Here is a 19831-nt window from a genome sequence, read left to right on the forward strand (position 1 = left end):
GCAAGATCCAGGTGCGCCGAATGATCGCAATACCGAGAACAATGAGAAAACAAGGGCCGCGGCCACGAGGATCAACGCAGTCATACCGGGATATCCCTGGTAAGGTGGTGCAACTCCTTGCTCGCTCGCAGAATATTGTCGCGAAAGGTCAGCAGGTCGTGTGGGCGGTAGTCATTGACCATCTGATCCGCAGCGGGGAGGCCAACGACGTTAACCGCCGTCCCTTCCATGGCTTTGAAGCCCCAGCGGCCATGCACAAGGCAATTGCGAATCTTGCGCAGGCCATTTACCTCGTCGATCCAGTTCGCGTATCTCTCGAATTCACTGGACGCTGACCCGAACTTGCGTTTCGCCAGGTCCCCCAATGTCGCAACGCGCGCCGCAAAGTACATGGCGGCCGCAAGTTCGGAGTTTTGCTCTTCTTCGCGCCCACCGTCCTGCCAAGCGAGGAGCATCGCGACGTCAAACTCGAGACGCGTGAAAGCAATGACAGTTGACCCGAGCGCCATGGAGATATCACGTTCGAGCTCACGCCGCGCCTTGGCAACCTCCCGACCCGTCCAGGCTTTCTCGTCGTGGGATGTGATGTCGTTCACTCCTACATCTCCGGTGTAGTCGCCTCGAGGATTCGCATCGCCTCTTCCTGTTCCTTGCGGCGGTCACGTGCCTGATCGCTCGCGCGCGCTTGCGATGCCTTGTGCTGCACCCGTGTCTCGGGCGCAATTACATTGAGGTCGCGCTTGGTCTGCAGCAACGCGCGGTCGCCCGGTTCGAGTTGGCAGTTGCGGCTGAGGACTTCGAGCTCGTCGCCACTCGTCGCAGCGCCGCTCTGCAAATTGACGACAACGGCAAGCGTATCGCCCAAAGGTTCGAGCGCCAGGCAGATCTCATCGATGGTGGCGTAGGTGCGTGCCTCGTTCCGGTCGACGATCACAAGGAGATTCGCCCGGTCTACCCACGCAACCGAGCGGACGCCGGATACGCCCCGGATCACTGCGCGCGCCTGCTCTCGATCGATCGGACGGCGGCCGTCGGCGAGCTTCATCGAGCGACGCATGTCCTCCTGCATCCCCTCCACGTTGCGCTGCAAACCTTCCTTGTCGCCAACGAGCGCTTGGCCGCGCATCGCGACGATGCGGGCGGCAGTCTTCGTCGGGTCGAGCGGTTGGCCGGCCTTCTCCGGCAAGCGCTCCAGCGTCGTCGGTTCGGTCTCGCTCGCACATCCCGCCATCGCGAGCGCGAGCAGCCCGCTCCAAACGAATTTCGGCACGTGATCGCTCCCCCTGAGCAACGGCTTGTCGCCAACGATACACAACGCCACGCGATCGATCGCGAGGACACCCGCCACCAGAAGGGGCACCCTACTCCCCGCAATCCTCCAACTGATCCTCCGCGGCCCCATCCACATGCACCGCCATCCGCCCGTCCGGATGCGCGAGCAGCACGATGTTGCCGTCCCAGCCCGTGCCGAAGATCGCGTGGTCGAGTTCGCGCGGGTGCGGCTCGCCGTGGGCCTCGGAGTATTCGTGCACGACCGCGTGCTGACGCCTGCAGGTCACGCCGAGCGTGTCGTCGGTGAGCAGCGCGAGCGCGAGATCGCGCGGGTGGCCGTAGCCCTTCGCTTTCGAACTCTCGTCGTCGCCGACGCCGATCAGCGCGATGCGCGGCGTCATCGCGCGCAGCAGGTCTTCGCTGATGCCATTGGGTGAAGCGTGGTGGCCGACTTTCCACACGTCGACGTCGAAGATCGCCAGGTCCTCGCCGTAGTAGTAGAGCATCTCCGGGATGCCGCCCTTGCCGTGTTCGTCTTCCAGGTCGCCTGTGAAGAGGAACGACGACTCGCCCCAGTCCACGCGCAACACGACCGAGTGGTCGTTGGCTTTCTTGAAGCCGCCGGTGTCGAACGACCAGCCACCGGAGACCACGCGAAAGGTCGGATCTTCGTCGTTGGCGTCGCACCCTTCGATCGGGTCGATCGTGTCGTCGGTGACGCCGTCGGTGAACTCGATGCTCTCGGTCTTCACCGAGCGCGCGGTGCCGCCATGGCGCTTCACCCACGCGCGGAACAGTCGCTGGCGATCGGCGCCTCCGTCGAGATCCTTGCCCGAGTCCACGACCGCGCCGACATCGAACTTGGGGTCGGCGCGCAGATATTCGACGCCGCGGTTGTGGTCGTCGTGCGAGTGACTGAGCACGACGACGTCGACGAAGCGTTGCCGCTCCGGCCGCGCATCGAAAAACGCATCGAGGTACGCGGCGAAACGCGCGTTGTCGCTGTCCTCGCCGCCCGCATCGACGAGCGCCGTGCCGCACGGAAACTCGAGCAGCGCGGCATCGCCCTGGCCGACGTCGATGAAGTGCAATGCCATCCAGCCGGCCGGCGGTCGCATCCCGGCCATCGCGGGCACTCCACCGGGTTGTGTCCTGCGCGAAGTGCGCGGGGCGGCGGTCGCCCTGAAGTCTGCGCCCTCGTCGGGAGCGGCTTCGGCCTCGAAGACCGCCTCTGCTTCCCGCGGAGGCGGAAGTGGAGGCGCTTCGTCGCGCACCCGCTCCTGCGCCCCCTGGCAACCCGTCAACAACACGCATGCGACCAACAACACGTGGTGGGCGCGCATCGCGGTAGCTCCTGGCGCACGTGCGCCGTGGGATGGCTACCGGCTGCTTACGAAGCGGCGGGAGCATGCAGGCCAAATGTGCGCTGGTGATCTCCGGGAGAGCGGTGTTCACGTCCGGTCGCGCGTCGCCGGATGGGTTCACCTTCCATCGATGGCAACGCGAGTGAAGTACCCCCAGGTCACTTCATCGGAGGAGCCGCCATGCGCAAGATGATGCTGTTATTTGCGATCGCCCTGCTGGCGACCGCCTGCACGCGGAAGAGCGCCGAGGACACCGCGATGACGCCGAATGCGATGACTACGACGCAGCCGGCGACGACAGGCACAGCCTCCGCACCGGCGTCGGCAAGTACGGTGGCCCCGGGCTATTGAAGCGTCGGCTTCAACGACGCCGCCACATCTCGATCATGGCCGCGGTCCTGGCCTCTTCGGCCATCAGGTCCAGGACGCGAAAATAGCCGAGCACGCATGCATCGTTTCTCAAGGCGATCTGCAGGTGCGTGTCGCTGCGAATGCCCGATGCGCGCAACACCGGTTCCCCTTCCACGAACGGGCCTCGCACGGCGTCATAGGCGGGCTTGCCCGCGTGCTCCCGGCGACGATGTAACTCGTTGAACACCTGTCGATCCAGCGAGCGCAGCATGAAGTCTGCATCATCGTCGCGGGCCCGTCGGTTCTCCTCGAGGGGAGCGCCTTCCGCAAGGAGGCTTGCGTAGGCCCGCTCGAATTCGGCGATGCCCTTCTGTGTAGACATGTCCAACCAATGGCTGACACGCAGGATGGCGCCTACAACCGCTGGGGCGTGGATCCGCTGCGTCGTCAGATTCGCCGAACGCCGGTCGCGCACCATCGACGCGAATCTGTACGCTCGAAGCCAATCACCTTCGAAGAAGTACACACCGTCGCCCAACCAATCGTAATGGTTGCCGCTGGGACGAAGCCGGGTCTTGCCTGCGAGCAGGCGCTCGCAAGTGGTGACGTCGCACCCGTGGTACGCCACCACCAAACCTGGCGCGGCCATCAGAACAGCCTTTCGCCGGCGCGTCGCTTCACGCCGAACCGCTCGCACACGTAGTCGTGCACCTCACCGGGCGCGAGGGCCTTCTCGATGCAGATGCGCTCGATCCCGCGACCGGTCTGCACATACATCACCTTGCCGATCTCGGCCGTGCGAATCATTTCCTCCATCGAGATCACGGCGCGTTTTGGCTTCTTGCCGAGGCGCTTGGAGCTATCTGTCTTTTTGGGCATCGCGGAGCACTCCGCATGAGGCCACGAATCGTGCATGTCGTCCATAACACCTCCGTTGTCAATTCATCTGCATCCCCCGAGCAACGACGTGCAGCGACATTAGCACTCGCATGCGCGTGCATCTTCGGCATTTGTCCCGATAGATGCTGCGGCGAATTCTGCTTTTCGACGGCTGGCGGAATTCGCTGCGAATCGAACGCTAGATTACGCAGGCGCCCAACGAACAGCGAAACATGACGACGCCATTTCCCGCGGCAATCACCTCCACGCACCAACACGACAACTACCTTGCGTTAATGGATTGGCTTCTGGACCGCGGCGCGATTCGCCGGCGCCACGCCTTGCACGGCCTGCTCCAGACTTCCGTCGATCTCGTTCATGACTACGAGCAGCGCCACTGGCGAATGCGCAGGGTGAGCGCTGCCGAGATGTTGCGCTTCCTGATGGAACAACATGGCCTGCAACGATGCGACCTTCGCGACGAGATCGGGCCAAGGCGCCTCGTGACGGAAATTCTCGACGACAAGCGCGAACTCACCGCGCACCAGGTGGCGGCCCTTGCGAAGCGATTCGGGGTCAGTCCTGCGGTGTTTCTCGACTAGTCCCTCTACGGACAATTACACATCCTCCCCGCCTCGCAAACAATTCCCGCGCAACGACAACCCGTAACGCGCTTAGCGTTCTCGCCCGGACACCCGAGAACTTCAACAGGCCGCCACAAAAGGTCACCCTGTGCGCTTTTCGGCATTTCCCCGAACTCCCTCGATAAGCGCAACCGCATCCACCGCCCTCCCCACCCCATACCCCTGCGCGTTCTCACACCCCGCCTCCCGCAACCAAGCCAGCGTGGCCTTATCCTCGACGCCCTCCGCGGTCACCACAGCATTCACCGCATGCGCCAGCTGGATCGTCGACCGCACAATCCGCTGATCCGCCTCGCTCCCCAGTAGCCCGGTAATGAAGCTCCGATCGATCTTCACCTCTTCCGGAGCCAGCCGACGCAGATAGGTCAACGACGCATTCCCGGTCCCGAAGTCATCGAGCGATATCCGCAGCCCACCCGCGCGCAGCCGTTCAACAGCAGCAAACGCCGTCTCCGGATCCCGCATCACCGCGGTCTCCGTCACCTCCAGCATCAACTGCCCGCGCACATCCCGCGCGGCCTGCACGATGTGATCGACCACCGCCGCATCCGACAAATCGTTGACGGACACGTTCACCGACAACGTCAGGTCCAACTCCTGCGCCTGCCAATCGCGGCAATGCGCGATCGCCTGCTCCACCAGGTACGTCGTCATTTCGCCGATCACGCCGGTGCGTTCGGCCAGCGGCACGAAGTCGCCGGGCGGGAGGTCGCCGTGTTGCGGGTGTTTCCAGCGCACGAGCATTTCCGCGCCGCAGATCTTCCCGGTGCGCAGGTCGAGTTTCGGTTGCAGTGCGTGGCCGAGGGTGCGGTCGCGGATGGCGGCGCGCAGGTCGGTGAGCAGCGTGAGGCGACTTGCGTCGGGCGCGAGCGATTGGTGGTAGAGCACCGCGGCGCCGGGGCGTTGCATCGCTTCTTCGGTCGCGAGGTTGGCGGCGCGCATCAGCAGGTCGGGGGTGTCGCCGTGCGCGGGGTACATCGCGGCGCCGGCGCTGGCGACGAGTTCCATCGGCACGCCGGCGACTTCGATGCGGGCCTTGATGGTGTCGAGCAGGTGGTGCATCAGGTTCTGCGCGAGCTCGGCGTTGTTCGGCGCGCCCGCGCCGGAGGTCGGGCATTGCACCGCGACCTGGAAGCCGCGGTCGTCGACCTTCGCGACGTGCGTGGACTCGGCCTTCAATCGATCGGCGAGGCCGCGCAGGAGGTCGTCGACGAACGCGGGGCCGGCCATCGCGTCGACGGCGCCGATTTCCTGCAGGTCCAGGCGCACGACGGCGAACGGTTTGCGTTGCAGGATCAGTTCGCCGAGGCGCCTGCGGAAGCCGCGGCGGTTGAGGACCTGGGTGACGGGGTCGAAGTATTCGAGGTTGATCGAGCGTCGGCGCGCGCGGCGCCACCACACGAGCAGGACGATCGCCATCGCGGTCAGCGGCACCACCGCCCACGCGGCGCGGAACAGGCCGGAGCGGAAGGTCTCCTGCGTGGGTGTCAGGTTCGCGAGGTAGTTGATGTAGATGCGTTGCTGGTCGCCGCTGCGCATGGCTTCGCGCAGGCCGGCGTTGAGTTTCGGCACGAGGTCGGGGCGGTCCTGCGCGACGGCGAAGGCGTAACTTGTTTCATAGAACGCGGGGCTGAGCGCAACGATGTCGCGCAGGCGCAGGCGGCGTTGCGCTTCGTAGCCGATGTAGGTCGGCACGATCGCGTAGTCGGCTTGGCCGGCAGCGACGGCGCGTAACGCGTCGGGCTCGTTGTCGACTTCGACGATGCGCACGCCCGGCGTGTTGTGCAGGTACTCCCACGCCATGCCGGCGCGCTGCACGGCCACGCGCGCGCCGGCGAGTTCGCCGAGGGTGCCGACGTACTTGCCGCCCTTCGGGCCGAACGCCAGGTGGTAGAAGCGCAGGTAGGGTTCGCTGAAGAGCAGGTGTCGCTTGCGTGCGTCGGTGACGAGCATCGGCACGACGTCGAGTTCGCCGGCGTCGAGGTCGTTGCGCACGCGTTGCCACGTGCCGAGGCGGATGTCGGGATCCAGGCCCGCGTGCGCGGCGACCGACTTGAACAGTTCGACGTCGTAACCGTTGGGCTCGCCTTTCGCGTCGAGGCGGCTGAAAGGCGCGTAGTCCATGTCGGCGCCGAAGCGCACGGTGTGCGCGGGCTGCGCCTGCGAATCCTGCGGCGGCGCTGCCTGCGTGCGGCGAAGCGCGACCGTCGCGGCCATCGCCACGAGCAGCCCCGCGACCAACACGATTGTCCACGTGCGCAATCCGATCGCGCGTTGCGCTGCCATGCGCATGCCACTCCACCCCTGCCTTCCGGCGTTATGACGGGTGTGGCGGCCGAGTGTCAATGATGCGCGTGGTGAAGAATGTGAACCGCGGTAGCGGCTTTAGCCTTGGTGCACGCCGTGGAATTCGATCAGGCCGGTGTAGGCGGCGAAAACGACGCCGAGGATCAGGATGACCGACAATGCGACGCGCCGCGTCAGCGCCTGCACCGTGCGCTTGCTCGAGGCGTCGTCGACGAGCATGTAGTACAGCCCGGCGCCGAGGTTGTAGAGGATCGTGCCCAGGAACGCGAGGATCAGGAGAGTCTTCATGGCGCGCAAGGCTACGAACGGCAAGCCCCGCCGTGCAGGTGCAGATGCGGTCGATTCGACCGGATCAGATGGCGGCAGTCAGGCGCCGCACGAGACCCTGTACGAGCACCTGGCGGCGGATATCGCGGCGTCGATCGAAAGCGGCACGCTGCGGCCCGGCGATCGCCTGCCTTCGGTGCGCTCGCTGACGGCCACGCGCGGCGTCAGCCCGGCGACCGTGTTCGAGGCCTATTACCTGCTGGAAGCGCGCGGGCTGGTGCGTGCGCGGCCGCGTTCGGGCTATTACGTCGCGGCCGAGCCGACTTACCGCAGCGCCGAGCCGGTCGAGATGTCGACGCCCGACTCCGCCCCGCGCGAGGTGCGGATCAGCGACATCATCTACGAGACGCTGCAGGCGACCGCCTCGCGACATGTCGTGCCGCTCGGGTCCGCGTTCCCGAGTCCCGCGTTGTTCCCGTGGCAGCAACTCGCGCGCACGCTGGCGCAGGCGGTGACGAAGCTCGATCCATGGGCCACCGTCGAATCGCTGACGCCCGGCCATGAAGGCCTGCGTCGGCAGATCGCGATGCGTTACCTCGTCGACGGCGTGCGCGCCGACATCGGCGAGATCATCGTGACCAACGGCGCGATGGAAGCGTTGAACCTCGCGCTCGCGGCGGTGAGCAAGCCCGGCGATGCGGTGGTGGTGGAAGCGCCGTGCTTCTACGCGTGCCTGCAGGCGATCGAACGCCTGGGCCTGCGCGCGATCGAAGTGCCCACCTGTCCGCGCACCGGCATCGAACTCGATGCGCTCGAGCAGGCGATCGTCACGCACAAGCCCGCGGCGTTGTGGCTGATGACGAACTTCCAGAATCCGCTGACCTCGTCGATGCCGCTGGAGAAGAAGCGCGACCTCGTGGCGCTGCTGCACAAGCATCGGCTGCCGATGATCGAGGACGACGCGTACCACGAGTTGTTCGCGAGCGAAGGCCGGCCGCCGTCGACGAAGATGTTCGACGACGAGGGCTGGGTGCTGCATTGCTCGTCGTTCTCCAAGACGCTGGCGCCGGGGTTTCGCGTGGGCTGGGTGTCGGCGGGGCGCTTCACCAAGGAAGTCGCGCAGCAGAAGCTTGCGGCGTCGCTCGCGACGTCGGTGCCCGTGCAGGCGGCGTTGGCGACTTACTTGTCTCGCGGCCATTACGAACGACATCTGCGCGCGTTGCGTGCGCGCCTGCGTTCGCTGCGCGATCAGTACGCGGAGTTGATCGCAGCGTCGTTCCCCGCGGGCACGCGCATCAGCCGGCCTGCGGGCGGCTACTTCCTGTGGATCGAAATGCCCGCGGGCGTCGATGCGTTGTTGCTGGGGCGCGAGGCCATGGCGGCGGGCATTTCGCTTGCGCCGGGGCCGTTGTTCTCCGCGTCGCGCGGCTTCGCGAATTGCGTGCGCATCAACTGCGGACATCCGTTGACCGACGAGATCGCCAACGCAGTGCGCCATGTCGGGGCACTCGCGGCGCGGCATGTCGCTTCGGTAACATCGGCCGGATGAGCATCGAGTTCCGCCTCTCCCGCGACGCCCGGTTGTTCGAAGTGCGCTACATCGGCGCGCTCGACTTCGCGATGCGCGAACGCGCGGTGATCGCGACGGAGCAGCGGTTGAAGGACTGCTGGGTGAAGGCGTTGCTGGTCGACTTCAGCCAGGCTTGGGCGGTGGAAGGCGACGAGGACGCCGACGCGATGGCGGCGTTCCGGCACACGCTGTCGCACGCGACCTTCCCTCGGGGCATGCGCGTTGCGTTCCTCAATCCGCCTGGGCGACTGGATGGGCCGGCGCGATCGATGCAGCGGTCGTTGCACTTCACGGCTCGGCGGTTCCATGATCGGAGCCATGCGTTGGCGTGGTTGCGTGGGCGGCTTTGATTACGCCGCGCCGTCCCCCGCCGGCGGAAACTCCGCAGGAAGTGCAGCTTTCAACCTGATCATGAAAGTGTTGATCTCGGCCACTCGTTTCAGGTGGGTCGTGACCAGCGTTGGCAGAACCTCGCCGTCCAGATCGTAATCCGCGCGCTTCCTCCGCGTCATCGCCACTCGATACTGCTTGGCGACGACCGCGGGATTGCCAGCGCGGTTCGCGGCTTTGCTCCAGTTGCTTGGGATCCTCCACTCCTTCAGGCGATCTGCAACCTGTCGATGAGGCATGCGATCTGCAACGTTGTGACCCGCCGCTGGCGGGAGCTTCTCCACGACCGGCAACGCGGCATGGTATGCGCAGTAGTACGCACTGCTGATTGCTGCGCGACAACTGGCTTCGTCGTTGCAATCCAGCTTCCTCGCAAAGCGGAGCAGTTCAACGGGGCGAATCGGCATGGGTGCGCTCCTCCGGTAGCACTTCGATGAAGAATGTCACGGCGCCTGCATCCTCGGCCGCCACACGGGCGTTCGCGAGATGCTCGAAGAGCGCACGCTCCAGCAAGTGCGCGGCCGTGGCATCGGCCTTGACATGAAATCCGTATGCGAGCTCCCCGGGCCCACCCTCGTCGTCTTCGATGTACTCGCAGGAGAATCTCGGGCGCACTACGCCGTTGTCGGCGAGGAACCGCCTTGCACAAACCACGGCTGCGGACAGGTCGTCCTCGGTGAAGCCGCGCGCGGACAGCACGGCATCGACACAGTTCGCTTCGTCATTGTCTACGCGCTCGCTGCAGAACTTCGCCGCGAACCGCGTCGCAGACTGCAGCAGGCCCAATTCGATCAACGCGTTCATGGCCGCGGCATGCGCATGAGGATTGGCAGGAAAGCGCGCCCCGATCTTGAAGGCAAGATCGCGAACGCGCGCCGAGTCGCCCAGAATCATCAGCGAGACGAGGTAGTTGCACCAGGCGTCAAGCCGCATTGGCGAGACGTGAATGGATGCTTCGTGATTCAGCGTCGCCGCCTCGGCATCGCCCTTCGCTGCCGCGCACGCGCCCAACAACATGTACCCATCCAATGGCTCGGCTGCGCTGATCCCGCGCGCCATGCGCTCCATGCGCGCCAGGCCGACGAGATCTTTGGCCGCGAATGCCGCGACAAGTTCGTCGAGCATCGACGTATCGAATTTGGGTTGCGGCATGAGTCCTCCGTTTGCAATCGCCTGAGCGACGGAGCCTGGCACACCGTTTGGTCGAAATAACCGGCATCCAACCGCGAGAGAACCATGCCCTCGAGATTGGGGCAGAACCGGCGTCGAATCGTGACGTGTTCCGATAAGTGCACCAACGAAAACGGCGACCTCGCGGTCGCCGTTCGTCTGCCTGGACCCGCTTTCGCGGGGATGACGGCCCGTTACATATTGCGACGATACTCCCCGCCCACGTCATACAACGCGTGGCTGATCTGCCCCAGCGAGTGCGTCTTCACCGCCTCCATCAGCGACGCGAACACATTCTTGCGATCGCGCGCCGTCTTCTGCAGGAACCCAAGTCCAGCGTCGCCGTTACGCAGCTGCTGGTAGTTGCCGACATTCTCGATCTGCTGGCCTTTCTCGCTCTCGGTCGAGCGGATCAACTCGATCTCGGTGACGATGTCGCCGCCGTGGTCCTTCGGCAGGAAGGTGTTGACGCCGATCAGCGGCAGCGAGCCGTCGTGCTTCTTGTGTTCGTAGTACAGCGACTCTTCCTGGATCTTGCCGCGCTGGTACATCGTGTCCATCGCGCCGAGCACGCCGCCGCGCTCGCTGATCGCCTCGAACTCCTTGTAGACGGCTTCTTCGACGATGTCGGTGAGCTTGTCGACGATGAAGCTGCCCTGCCACGGGTTCTCGTTGAAGTTCAGGCCCAGTTCTTTGTTGATGATCATCTGGATCGCGACGGCGCGGCGCACGCTTTCTTCGGTCGGCGTGGTGATCGCTTCGTCGTAGGCGTTGGTGTGCAGCGAGTTGCAGTTGTCGAACAGCGCGTACAGCGCCTGCAGCGTCGTGCGGATGTCGTTGAACTGGATTTCCTGCGCGTGCAGCGAACGGCCCGACGTCTGGATGTGGTACTTCATCATCTGCGAACGCGGGCCGGCGCCGTAGCGCTCGCGCATCGCGCGCGCCCAGATGCGGCGGGCGACGCGGCCGATCACCGTGTATTCCGGATCCATGCCGTTGCTGAAGAAGAACGACAGGTTCGGCGCGAAGTCGTCGATCTTCATGCCGCGCGCGAGGTAGTACTCGACGATGGTGAAGCCGTTCGACAGCGTGAACGCGAGCTGCGAAATCGGATTCGCGCCCGCTTCGGCGATGTGGTAACCGGAGATCGACACCGAGTAGAAGTTGCGGACCTGCTTGTCCACGAAGTACTGCTGGATGTCGCCCATCATGCGCAGGGCGAACTCGGTGCTGAAGATGCAGGTGTTCTGCGCCTGGTCTTCCTTGAGGATGTCGGCCTGCACCGTGCCGCGCACGGTCTTGAGCGTGTCTTCCTTGATGCGCGCGTACGTGTCGGCGTCGATGATCTGGTCGCCGGTGACGCCGAGCAGGCCGAGGCCGAGGCCGTCGTTCGTTTCCGGCAGCATGCCGCCGTACTCCGGACGCTTGCGACCTTCGAACATGCTTTCGATCTTGGCGTGCGCCTCGTCCCAGCGCGACTGATCCTCGCGCAGGTACTTCTCGACCTGCTGGTCGATCGCGGTGTTCATGAACATCGCGAGGATGATCGGCGCCGGGCCGTTGATCGTCATCGACACCGACGTCGTCGGCGCGCACAGGTCGAAGCCGGAATACAGCTTCTTCATGTCGTCGAGCGTGGCGATGTTGACGCCCGAGTTGCCGATCTTGCCGTAGATGTCCGGGCGCACGGCGGGGTCTTCGCCGTACAGCGTGACGCTGTCGAACGCGGTCGACAGGCGCGCGGCCGGCTGGCCGACGCTCAGGTAATGGAAGCGGCGATTGGTGCGTTCCGGCGTGCCTTCGCCGGCGAACATGCGGATCGGATCCTCGCCGGTGCGGCGATACGGATACACGCCGCCGGTGTACGGGTAGTAGCCCGGCAGGTTTTCCTTCTGCAGGAAGGTCAGCAACTCGCCCCAGCTGCGGTACGTCGGCGCGGCGATCTTCGGGACCTTCTGGTGCGACAGCGATTCGCGGTAGTTCTCGACGCGAATGACCTTGTCGCGCACCTTGTATTCGTTGACGTCGTCGGTGATCGACTTCAGGCGCGCGGGCCATTCGCGCAGGAGCTTCAGCGCTTCGGAATCGAGCGCGTGGATCGCATCCTGGTAACGCTGGCGCAGCGTGGTCAGCGACTTGTCGCCCGGCTCCACCACGTCGTCGGTGCCGTAGAGATCCAGCGCCTTCGGCAGCTTCGCGTCATCGAGGTCGCGCAGCGACTGCCAGTAACTCTGCGCGCGGTCGGCGATTTCGCTCTGCGATTCGATGCGCGTGTTGATGCCGCGGCCCTGCTCGGCGATCTCGGCGAGGTAACGCACGCGCGCGCCGGGGATCAGCACGGTGGCGCGCGGTTCCTTCAGCGTGGTGTCGATGTGCGGCGTCCACGCATCGATCGGCAGCTGCAGCTTCTCGCGCAGCAGGCGCGTCAGGTTCGCGAACATCCAGCTGATGCCGGGATCGCTGAACTGGCTCGCGATGGTCGGATAGACCGGCACGTCCTCGTCCTTCGTCTGGAAGGCGACGCGGTTGCGCTTCCACTGCTTGCGCACGTCGCGCAGCGCGTCTTCGGCGCCGCGCTTGTCGAACTTGTTGAGCACGACGAGCTCGGCGAAGTCGAGCATGTCGATCTTCTCCAGCTGGCTCGGCGCGCCGAAGTCGCTGGTCATCACGTACATCGGGAAGTCGACGAGGTCGACGATCTCCGAATCGCTCTGGCCGATGCCCGCGGTCTCGACGATCACCATGTCGTAGCCGAGCGACTTCAGGAACGCGATGCAGTCCTTCAGCACGATGTTCGTCGCCATGTGCTGTCGGCGCGTGGCCATCGAACGCATGAAGACGCGCTTGCTGCGCAGCGAGTTCATGCGGATGCGATCGCCGAGCAGCGCGCCGCCGGTGCGGCGACGGGTCGGGTCGACCGAGATCACGGCGATGCGCATCTCGGGGAACGACGCAAGGAAACGGTTCAGCAGTTCGTCGGTGACCGACGACTTGCCGGCGCCGCCGGTGCCGGTGATGCCGATGACGGGCGTCTTGCCGCCGGCGAGCTGCCATTGCTTGCGCAGGTGCGTGAGTTCGGATTCCTCGAGCGCGCTTTCTTCGATCGCGCTGAGCATGCGGCCGATCGCGATTTCGTCGGACAGATCCACGAGGTGCGGTTTCTCGACCGGCATGCGCGCGGCTTCGGCGCGGCGCACGACGTCCTCGATCATCGCGACCAGGCCCATGTGCATGCCGTCGTTCGGATGGTAGATACGCTCGACGCCGTAGTCCTGCAGTTCGCGGATCTCTTCCGGCGTGATCGTGCCGCCGCCACCGCCGAACACGCGGATGTGCGACGCACCGCGCTCGCGCAGCATATCGACCATGTACTTGAAGTATTCGACGTGGCCGCCCTGGTAGGACGACAGCGCGATCGCATCGGCGTCTTCCTGCAGCGCCGCGCGCACGACGTCTTCGACCGAACGGTTGTGCCCGAGGTGGATCACTTCCGCGCCCTGCCCCTGGATCAGGCGCCGCATGATGTTGATCGCGGCGTCGTGGCCGTCGAACAGGCTGGCGGCGGTGACGAAGCGCAGCGGGCTCGTCTCGGTCTGCGGCTGGGGAACGCTGGCGGCGGGGGTGCTCATGGGGCGGCGCGCTCAATACGGTGAAGACGAATCCCGAATTGTAGCGCCTCGGCCGTTAAAGGCCCTGCCCGGGGCTGCCTGCCTGCGGCCGGACGCGCTCAAGCGCACTTGCTCACGCTGCACAACAGGAGCATCCCGCCGACGGCGAACACCGGCACGATCACGACCCACGCCGCCGCGCTGAGTACGAACATCTGCAGAAACGAGGCGCCCCGCGAGACGAGCCAAGCCAGTAACAGGGCCTGCGCGACGAGCAGCCCCGCGCCCCACGCGGCCCACAGGTGGATGTCACGGCCGCCGGCCACGATGGCCAGCAGCACGACGCCGACGCCCACGACAGCCAGCGCCCACTTCAGGAACCGGCGCGCTTCGAATTCCGGCGCGAAGGACCTCGCGATGGCAAGCAGCGCGGCCCATATCACGGCGAGCCCCAGGCCGAGCGACGACGTGAACAATTGTGCGAGCAGCATCCCTGCAATCCCGATGGCCTCGAACAGCCAACGAGGCGCGCGGCCACCTTCGGTCACCTCCTCGTGCGGCGCGGCGGATCGTGCAAGATGGCGCCATGAGCCCCGCACCCGACTACTTCCATCGCGCGCAGCTGCTGTTCCTCGGCGAGTTCGTCGCGTTCGTTACGCTCAGCATGCTCGCGCACGAATTCGGCCGTGCCGGTGCGGCGGACTACGTGTTTGCCGGCGTGCTGGTGTTCCACCTCGTCACTGCCTGGCATTTCGCGCTGGCGGCGAAGCAGATGGGCCGTTCGCCGTGGGCGTGGGGCCTGCTCGCCAGCGTTCCGCCGGGCGCCATGCTGGCGTGGTTGCAGCTTCGGATGTCGCAACTCGCCATCGACGACGATCGCCGGGGCCTGCGTCAGCCTTCGCGCAGGTCGCGCATCGACTGACCGTGCTCCTGGCACCAGCGCGCGTACTCCGCACGCTGCGTCTGCACGTTCGCGACGCCGAGCACTTCGCCGCCGGGGCCGATGAACTCGACGTCGCCCGTCACCACGACGAACGCCACCATGTCTTCGTCGCCGACGATCTTCCACCAGTCGACGTGGCCCGCGGGCTCGAACACGTAGTCGCCAGCACCGAGGATTTCGCCGGTGCACAACTGGCGCTGGCCCGCGAGTTGATGCACGTGCACGTCGCCGGTGTGGCGATGCAGCGGCATCACCGTGCCCGGCGCCATGCGCAGGAGTTCGACGAAGCCGCGCTCGCCGAGGAAGCGCAGCGGCTTCGCCCATTTGCCCGGCGTCGACGCGGGAATCCACGGCAGGTCTTCGGCCGCGACCACACGCGTCGGCAGTTTGCCGTGCATCGCGTCGTGCAGGAACGCGTTCACGCCGCGACCCTGCGCAGGTAATTGTCGAACGAGGCTTCGACCTGCGCGCGCCCGTTGCCGAGGATGTTGCGCCCCCACGAGAAGCCGAACACATCCTCGTAGTCGAACGGCGCGAGCAGCGCGCGCATGCGACGCACGGCCGACGGCGCCATCGGCGTTAAGTTCGGCACGCTGTGCATGAACGTCACCTGCTTGCGGTCCTGCGTCACGTGCGGCGAGTCGCCGGGGAACAGCGTCTGGCCGCGCGGGCCCTGCTTCCAGTGCAGCGCGGTACTGCTGTCGAAGTGGCCGGCGGTGTTGATCAGCGTGACGTCGTCGGACAGCGCGAGCGTGTCGCCTTCCCAGAAACGGATGTTCGGCGACGGGCGATGCACCCACGATTCGTCGCCCGCGTGCAGCAGGATTTCGACGCCGCCGAGCGCCTCGCTCCACTCCACCATCGACGAATAGAAATGCGGATGCGAGAGGATGATGCGATCGGCGCCGCCCGCCTTGCGCAGCGCGTCGACGCCTTCGTCGGTGACCAGGCTGATCGATTCCCACAGAATGTTGCCGGCATCGGTGCGCAGGTGCAGCACGCGCTGCGGGATCGCGAACATGCCGTCGATGGCGATCGACAACAGGCCCGCGTCGTCGCCGATGCGCAGCTTGAAACGCTTCGCGAGCTCGGCGTGCGTGGTCCATTGCTGGCCGTTCCAGTCGACGTACTGGCGGTCGTCTTCGCAAACCGGGCACGACGCGGGCGGTGCGTCGGACGGCGCGTACTGCGTGCCGCAGGCGTTGCAGATGTAAGCGGTGCTCATGCGGTGATCTCCTCGTCCTTGTGGATGCCGTACTTCGAATGCAGGTACGGGTCCTGGTAATCGGCAAACGCGCGTTGCGTGGCCAGGCGGTTGCGGATCGTGTCGAACCAGCGCGCGAGATTCGGGAAATCCGCGAGCGATTGGCCGTGGCCCTTGTGCGAAACGATCCACGGATAGCAGGCGATGTCGGCGATCGAATACGCGTCGCCCGCGATGAACGTGCGGCCTTCGAGGCGACGATCGAGCACGCCGTACAGGCGACGCGTTTCGCGCGTGTAGCGGTCGATGGCGAACAGGTCTTCCTGCGTCGCGAGCCTGCGGAACCAGCCGCTCTGCCCCGCCATCGGACCGAGACCCGCGACCTGCCACGTGAGCCATTGCAGCGTGTCCCACTTCGCGCGCGGATCGCGCGGCACCAGGTGGCCCGTCTTATCCGCGAGGTACTGCAGGATCGCGCCGGATTCGAAGATCGGCAGCGGCGCGCCGCCGTCGGCGGGGGCGTTGTCGACGATCGCGGGAATCTTGTTGTTCGGCGAGATCGCGAGGAATTCGGGCGTGTGTTGCTCGCCCGCCGACAGCTGCACGACGTGCCAGCGGTGCGCCGGTGCGTCGCCGAGCTCGGCAAGTTCTTCCATGAAGAGCTTCAACTTCATGCCGTTGGGGGTGCGGGCGAAGTAGAGGTCGAGCATCGGGGGCTCCGGGGTGTCCATGGGGCGATGTTGCGCGTAATCTGGCTCCTCGTTCAGGCCAGTTCCGGGAGATTCCATGGAGCCAGTCCTGCCCTTCGCGCCGGACCTGTCGGGCGCCGCGGGCCATCTCGCGGGATCGCTGCACCAGCAGTTGCGCGCCGCGATCCTCGACGGGCGCATCGCGGCCGGCGCCGCGCTCCCCTCGTCGCGCAACCTCGCGGCCGAACTCGGGATCGCGCGCAACACGGTGGTCGGTGCGTACGACCTGCTCGTTGCGGAGGGCTACGTGTTGCCGCGTCGCGGTGCGAAGGCGGTCGTCGCCGACCTGCGCGCGCGACAGGCGACGCGCGGACCCGCGACCGCGCCGCCGATCGAAGACCCGCGCCTCGCCCCGTTCTGGCGCACGCCGTTCCTGCGGCCCGCGCCGCGCCCGTTGCCGGAGACCAGCTTCCGCGTCGGCGTGCCCGACTGGCGCCACTTCCCGCACGAAACCTGGCGCAAGTTGACGGCGCAGGCGTTGCGCCACTTCTCGAAGACGCCGTTCGGTTACCCGGCGTCGGAAGGCTTGCCGGAATTGCGCGCGGCGATCGCGCAGCACGTCGCGTTCGCACGCGCGGTCGCATGCACGCAGGAAGACGTGATCGTGACGTCGGGCGCGCAGCAGGCGTTCGACTTGCTCGCGCGGTTACTCGTGACCCCTGGCGTCACGCGCGTGGCGGTCGAAAATCCCGGCTATCCGCCGTTGCGCGCGGCCTTCGCCGCGGCGGGCGCCCAACTCGTGCCGGTGCCGGTCGACGATGAAGGCCTGTGCGTCGAATGCCTGCCCGACGACGTGCAGATCGTCATCGTCACGCCGTCGCACCAGTCGCCGACGGGCGCGGCGCTGTCGTTGCGCCGACGCGTGCCGTTGCTCGAATACGCGCGCACGCGCAACGCGGTGGTGATCGAGGACGACTACGACGGCGAGTTTCGTTTCGGCGGCCGGCCGCTGGATGCGTTGCAGACGGTGGATCGCGACGGCCTCGTGTTTTACGTCGGCACGTTCTCCAAGAGCCTGTATCCGGCGTTGCGCAAGGGCTTCGTCGTCGCGCCTGCATGGGCACGCGAACCGCTCGCCGCGGTGAAGCATTGCGCGGATTCGCACAGCGACGCGGTGACGCAGGCGGTGCTCGCGGCCTTCATTCGCGAAGGGCATCTCGCGCGACACGTGCGTCGCATGCGCGGGATCTACGCCGAACGGCGCGAGGCGTTGATGGAAGGCTTCGATGCGCTGGGCGAATGGCTCGAGCCCATTCCGTCGGAAGCAGGCCTGCACGCGGCCGCGCGCATCCGCGACCCGGATCAGGCGCAACGCATCCTGGCGTTGGTGCGCGAACACGCACCCGGTGCGCAGTCCACGAACGAATACGCGATGGCGCCGCTGAAGCAACCCGCCATCGCGTTCGGTTACGGCGTGATCGACGCGGCCGAGATCCGAACGCGGTTCGGAGCGCTCGGCCGCGCGTTGCGGCGCGTGCCGGAATGAATCAGCTGCGCGCGGAGTAACCGTAGGAGCCGAGGCGTTCCTTCATCGGCGCGAGCTGCTGTTCGTAGCGGCGCCACTGTTCCTTCGAGCGCTGGTGGATCGGCTCGCGCACCTGCGTGGCGCTGGCGGTCGCGACCGAACCGGTGCGGGCCGCGGGATCGAGCACCGCGTCCTCGAACGGCAGGCCGAGGAACTCGCACACTTCGGTCATCACGTTCTTCGTGTCGACCGTGAGTTCGCCGTAGCGCACGTCGAGGATGCGATCCGGATACAGGCGGCGCCAATGCGCCATCAACTGGCGATAGCCCTTGTAGTAGTCCGCCATCTCGGCCTGGTCGTAGGTGTGGCCGTAGAAGCCGGCGAAGTGCTCCTTGAGGTTGGAGAAGCACGTGTCCATCGGATCGCGCATGACGTGGATGAACTTCGCGTGCGGCAACGCGCGCGCGATGTAGCCGACGTTGAGGAAGTTCGCCGGCATCTTGTCGGTGAAGAACGCCTTGTCCTGCGTGCGCCAGCGTGTGTGGTCGAGGTAGCGGCGACCGAGTTCGGCGAAGTCGACGGCGTCGGCCTTCTTCGCGAGCGCGAGATCGAGTTGCACCGGCCCCTGCAGGTTCGCCATGTAGCGCAGCTGGCGGGTGAAGTCGTGCAATTCGCCGGCATCGGCGACTTGCGTGTGTGCGCCGAGCATGTGTTCGAGCAGCGTGGTGCCCGAGCGCGGCATGCCGACGATGAAGATCGGCGTGGCGTCGCCGTCGCGCTTCGCGAAGTCGGAGTCGCCACCCTTGTATGCGCCGAGATGGTCGAACAGCGCCTGCGCGTTCGCGGCGTCGAACGGCACCATGCGGCGACGCAGGCGCATCGCGGTTTCGAGCACGGGCCAGGCTTCGTCGGCGCGGCCGAGGTCGTCGAGTTCCTTGAACAGCGCGTAGTGGAACAGCGCCGATTCCTGCTTGTTTTCGCCGACGCGCGCGATGTCGGCGCGCAGGCGTTCGACGTGGTTGTTCGATGCGGTCCACGTGCGCAGCTTGGCGAGCGACCACGCGGCGTGCGCGAAGTCGGGTTCCAGGCGCAGCGCGTCCTCGAGTTCGTGTTCGGCGCGGTCGATCTCGCCCGTCTGCATCAGCGAGAGGCCGAGCAGGTAGCGGATCGGACCGTTGTCGAGGCCGATCTCCATCGCGCGGCGCAGCAGGACCAGCGCCTGTTCGGGGAGCATGGCGTCGGACATCAGCTTCGCGAGCTCGGCGTGGATGACCGGATTGCGCGAGGTCAGTACGGCGTCGTACGTCGACACGCCCGCGGCGAGTTCGAGTTCGCCGACCGAGAACAGGCGCTTGGCGATCATGTCGAGCAGGTCGGCGTCGGTCTGGCGCGCTTCCCACGCCTTCACGGCGTGCTGCGTCGCTTCCTGCAGGCGACCCTGGCGGCCCGCGATCAGCGACAGGCGCAGGTGCGCCATCGGGGCGAGCTCGCGGTCTTCGATAAGGGTGGCGTAGGCGGCGCTCGCCTGGTCGAACTGTTGCGCGTTCAGCAGGCGCTCGGCGCTCTGCCAGGCCTGCAGGGACTGCGATTGCATGGAGGTATCCGTCGGGTCGAACCCGGGATTGTAGCCATGCCTACACGGGACCGA

The 19831-nt window shown here is 66.0% G+C and carries 21 protein-coding genes; 6 read left to right on the plus strand and 15 right to left on the minus strand.

The window, feature by feature from the left end:
- Positions 1-80 precede the first annotated feature (80 nt).
- From LK996_RS02215 to LK996_RS02225, 3 genes are read right to left on the minus strand one after another with little or no spacing between them, the layout of a single operon-like run.
- Positions 81-596: a hypothetical protein gene (locus tag LK996_RS02215; protein WP_230525546.1), complete on the minus strand. Its 516-nt coding sequence runs from the start codon at positions 594-596 to the stop codon at positions 81-83.
- Between the two features lie 2 nt (positions 597-598).
- A complete protein-coding gene (locus LK996_RS02220) occupies positions 599-1360 on the minus strand; it encodes a hypothetical protein (RefSeq protein ID WP_230525547.1) in 762 nt (253 codons plus the stop codon).
- A gap of 1 nt (position 1361) precedes the next feature.
- Entirely contained in the window at positions 1362-2399 is a 1038-nt protein-coding gene (locus LK996_RS02225) for a ComEC/Rec2 family competence protein (protein ID WP_230525548.1), read from the minus strand.
- 417 nt (positions 2400-2816) lie between these two features.
- Between LK996_RS02225 and LK996_RS02230 the strand changes: the two genes are divergently transcribed.
- Positions 2817-2987: a hypothetical protein gene (locus LK996_RS02230; protein WP_230525549.1), complete on the plus strand. Its 171-nt coding sequence runs from the start codon at positions 2817-2819 to the stop codon at positions 2985-2987.
- A gap of 10 nt (positions 2988-2997) precedes the next feature.
- Here the strand turns inward: LK996_RS02230 and LK996_RS02235 are convergent, their stop codons facing one another.
- Positions 2998-3636 (minus strand): hypothetical protein, encoded by a 639-nt coding sequence (locus LK996_RS02235; protein WP_230525550.1) that lies wholly within the window; start codon positions 3634-3636, stop codon positions 2998-3000.
- Positions 3636-3911, minus strand: a complete 276-nt coding sequence (locus tag LK996_RS02240) for a hypothetical protein (protein ID WP_230525551.1) — start codon at positions 3909-3911, stop codon at positions 3636-3638. The genes LK996_RS02235 and LK996_RS02240 overlap by 1 nt, the downstream gene beginning before the upstream one ends.
- Before the next feature lie 188 nt (positions 3912-4099).
- On the opposite strand from LK996_RS02240, the gene LK996_RS02245 reads away from it, so the two are divergent.
- Positions 4100-4468, plus strand: coding sequence for a helix-turn-helix domain-containing protein (locus LK996_RS02245; protein WP_230525552.1), 369 nt, complete (start codon positions 4100-4102; stop codon positions 4466-4468).
- 123 nt (positions 4469-4591) lie between these two features.
- Here the strand turns inward: LK996_RS02245 and LK996_RS02250 are convergent, their stop codons facing one another.
- Together LK996_RS02250 and LK996_RS02255 are read right to left on the minus strand one after the other, a co-directional pair.
- Positions 4592-6796, minus strand: a complete 2205-nt coding sequence (locus tag LK996_RS02250) for a putative bifunctional diguanylate cyclase/phosphodiesterase (protein ID WP_230525553.1) — start codon at positions 6794-6796, stop codon at positions 4592-4594.
- A 99-nt stretch (positions 6797-6895) separates the two neighbouring features.
- Positions 6896-7105 (minus strand): twin transmembrane helix small protein, encoded by a 210-nt coding sequence (locus LK996_RS02255; protein WP_230525554.1) that lies wholly within the window; start codon positions 7103-7105, stop codon positions 6896-6898.
- Between LK996_RS02255 and LK996_RS02260 the strand changes: the two genes are divergently transcribed.
- Entirely contained in the window at positions 7104-8633 is a 1530-nt protein-coding gene (locus LK996_RS02260) for an aminotransferase-like domain-containing protein (RefSeq protein ID WP_230525555.1), read from the plus strand. The two genes, LK996_RS02255 and LK996_RS02260, sit on opposite strands and share 2 nt — an antisense overlap.
- On the plus strand, positions 8630-9004 hold the full coding sequence (locus LK996_RS02265) for a hypothetical protein (protein ID WP_230525556.1): 375 nt from the start codon (positions 8630-8632) through the stop codon (positions 9002-9004). Before LK996_RS02260 ends, LK996_RS02265 begins: the two co-directional genes overlap by 4 nt.
- Here the strand turns inward: LK996_RS02265 and LK996_RS02270 are convergent, their stop codons facing one another.
- From LK996_RS02270 to LK996_RS02285, 4 genes are all read right to left on the minus strand, one after another.
- On the minus strand, positions 9005-9451 hold the full coding sequence (locus LK996_RS02270) for a hypothetical protein (RefSeq protein WP_230525557.1): 447 nt from the start codon (positions 9449-9451) through the stop codon (positions 9005-9007). It lies immediately after the preceding gene.
- Positions 9432-10196, minus strand: coding sequence for a hypothetical protein (locus LK996_RS02275; RefSeq protein WP_230525558.1), 765 nt, complete (start codon positions 10194-10196; stop codon positions 9432-9434). Before LK996_RS02275 ends, LK996_RS02270 begins: the two co-directional genes overlap by 20 nt.
- A 212-nt stretch (positions 10197-10408) precedes the next feature.
- A complete protein-coding gene (locus LK996_RS02280) occupies positions 10409-13843 on the minus strand; it encodes a methylmalonyl-CoA mutase family protein (RefSeq protein ID WP_230525559.1) in 3435 nt (1144 codons plus the stop codon).
- A gap of 98 nt (positions 13844-13941) precedes the next feature.
- Positions 13942-14313, minus strand: a complete 372-nt coding sequence (locus tag LK996_RS02285) for a hypothetical protein (RefSeq protein WP_230525560.1) — start codon at positions 14311-14313, stop codon at positions 13942-13944.
- A gap of 95 nt (positions 14314-14408) precedes the next feature.
- Here LK996_RS02285 and LK996_RS02290 point away from each other — a divergent pair, with 95 nt between their 5' ends.
- A complete protein-coding gene (locus LK996_RS02290; protein ID WP_230525561.1) occupies positions 14409-14744 on the plus strand; it encodes a hypothetical protein in 336 nt (111 codons plus the stop codon).
- Here LK996_RS02290 and LK996_RS02295 read toward each other — a convergent pair.
- The 3 genes from LK996_RS02295 to LK996_RS02305 are packed head-to-tail and all read right to left on the minus strand — an operon-like array spanning position 14714 to position 16679.
- The gene (locus tag LK996_RS02295) at positions 14714-15187 is read right to left on the minus strand and encodes a cupin domain-containing protein (RefSeq protein ID WP_230525562.1); all 474 of its coding nucleotides are present in this window, start codon (positions 15185-15187) and stop codon (positions 14714-14716) included. The two genes, LK996_RS02290 and LK996_RS02295, sit on opposite strands and share 31 nt — an antisense overlap.
- Positions 15184-15990, minus strand: coding sequence for an MBL fold metallo-hydrolase (locus LK996_RS02300; protein WP_230525563.1), 807 nt, complete (start codon positions 15988-15990; stop codon positions 15184-15186). Before LK996_RS02300 ends, LK996_RS02295 begins: the two co-directional genes overlap by 4 nt.
- Positions 15987-16679 (minus strand): glutathione binding-like protein, encoded by a 693-nt coding sequence (locus LK996_RS02305; RefSeq protein ID WP_230525564.1) that lies wholly within the window; start codon positions 16677-16679, stop codon positions 15987-15989. Before LK996_RS02305 ends, LK996_RS02300 begins: the two co-directional genes overlap by 4 nt.
- 76 nt (positions 16680-16755) lie before the next feature.
- Here LK996_RS02305 and pdxR point away from each other — a divergent pair, with 76 nt between their 5' ends.
- On the plus strand, positions 16756-18204 hold the full coding sequence (gene pdxR, locus LK996_RS02310; RefSeq protein ID WP_230525565.1) for a MocR-like pyridoxine biosynthesis transcription factor PdxR: 1449 nt from the start codon (positions 16756-16758) through the stop codon (positions 18202-18204).
- Between the two features lies 1 nt (position 18205).
- Here pdxR and LK996_RS02315 read toward each other — a convergent pair whose 3' ends face one another.
- Entirely contained in the window at positions 18206-19777 is a 1572-nt protein-coding gene (locus LK996_RS02315) for a tetratricopeptide repeat-containing sulfotransferase family protein (RefSeq protein ID WP_230525566.1), read from the minus strand.
- Positions 19778-19831: the final 54 nt, after the last annotated feature.

This window comes from Noviluteimonas lactosilytica, from assembly GCF_020866925.1.
GTDB lineage: Bacteria > Pseudomonadota > Gammaproteobacteria > Xanthomonadales > Xanthomonadaceae > Noviluteimonas > Noviluteimonas lactosilytica.

Bases quoted from the DNA above. Each gene is read 5' to 3' on its own strand.
- LK996_RS02275 (WP_230525558.1), bottom strand. From the start codon at position 10,196: ATGCCGCAACCCAAATTCGATACGTCGATGCTCGACGAACTTGTCGCG.
- LK996_RS02315 (WP_230525566.1), bottom strand. From the start codon at position 19,777: ATGCAATCGCAGTCCCTGCAGGCCTGGCAGAGCGCCGAGCGCCTGCTG.
- LK996_RS02240 (WP_230525551.1), bottom strand. From the start codon at position 3,911: ATGGACGACATGCACGATTCGTGGCCTCATGCGGAGTGCTCCGCGATG.
- LK996_RS02255 (WP_230525554.1), bottom strand. From the start codon at position 7,105: ATGAAGACTCTCCTGATCCTCGCGTTCCTGGGCACGATCCTCTACAAC.
- LK996_RS02245 (WP_230525552.1), top strand. From the start codon at position 4,100: ATGACGACGCCATTTCCCGCGGCAATCACCTCCACGCACCAACACGAC.
- LK996_RS02250 (WP_230525553.1), bottom strand. From the start codon at position 6,796: ATGGCAGCGCAACGCGCGATCGGATTGCGCACGTGGACAATCGTGTTG.
- LK996_RS02260 (WP_230525555.1), top strand. From the start codon at position 7,104: ATGGCGCGCAAGGCTACGAACGGCAAGCCCCGCCGTGCAGGTGCAGAT.
- LK996_RS02235 (WP_230525550.1), bottom strand. From the start codon at position 3,636: ATGGCCGCGCCAGGTTTGGTGGTGGCGTACCACGGGTGCGACGTCACC.
- LK996_RS02230 (WP_230525549.1), top strand. From the start codon at position 2,817: ATGCGCAAGATGATGCTGTTATTTGCGATCGCCCTGCTGGCGACCGCC.
- LK996_RS02265 (WP_230525556.1), top strand. From the start codon at position 8,630: ATGAGCATCGAGTTCCGCCTCTCCCGCGACGCCCGGTTGTTCGAAGTG.
- LK996_RS02305 (WP_230525564.1), bottom strand. From the start codon at position 16,679: ATGCTCGACCTCTACTTCGCCCGCACCCCCAACGGCATGAAGTTGAAG.
- LK996_RS02270 (WP_230525557.1), bottom strand. From the start codon at position 9,451: ATGCCGATTCGCCCCGTTGAACTGCTCCGCTTTGCGAGGAAGCTGGAT.
- pdxR (WP_230525565.1), top strand. From the start codon at position 16,756: ATGGAGCCAGTCCTGCCCTTCGCGCCGGACCTGTCGGGCGCCGCGGGC.
- LK996_RS02300 (WP_230525563.1), bottom strand. From the start codon at position 15,990: ATGAGCACCGCTTACATCTGCAACGCCTGCGGCACGCAGTACGCGCCG.
- LK996_RS02285 (WP_230525560.1), bottom strand. From the start codon at position 14,313: ATGCTGCTCGCACAATTGTTCACGTCGTCGCTCGGCCTGGGGCTCGCC.
- LK996_RS02280 (WP_230525559.1), bottom strand. From the start codon at position 13,843: ATGAGCACCCCCGCCGCCAGCGTTCCCCAGCCGCAGACCGAGACGAGC.
- LK996_RS02225 (WP_230525548.1), bottom strand. From the start codon at position 2,399: ATGGCCGGGATGCGACCGCCGGCCGGCTGGATGGCATTGCACTTCATC.
- LK996_RS02290 (WP_230525561.1), top strand. From the start codon at position 14,409: ATGAGCCCCGCACCCGACTACTTCCATCGCGCGCAGCTGCTGTTCCTC.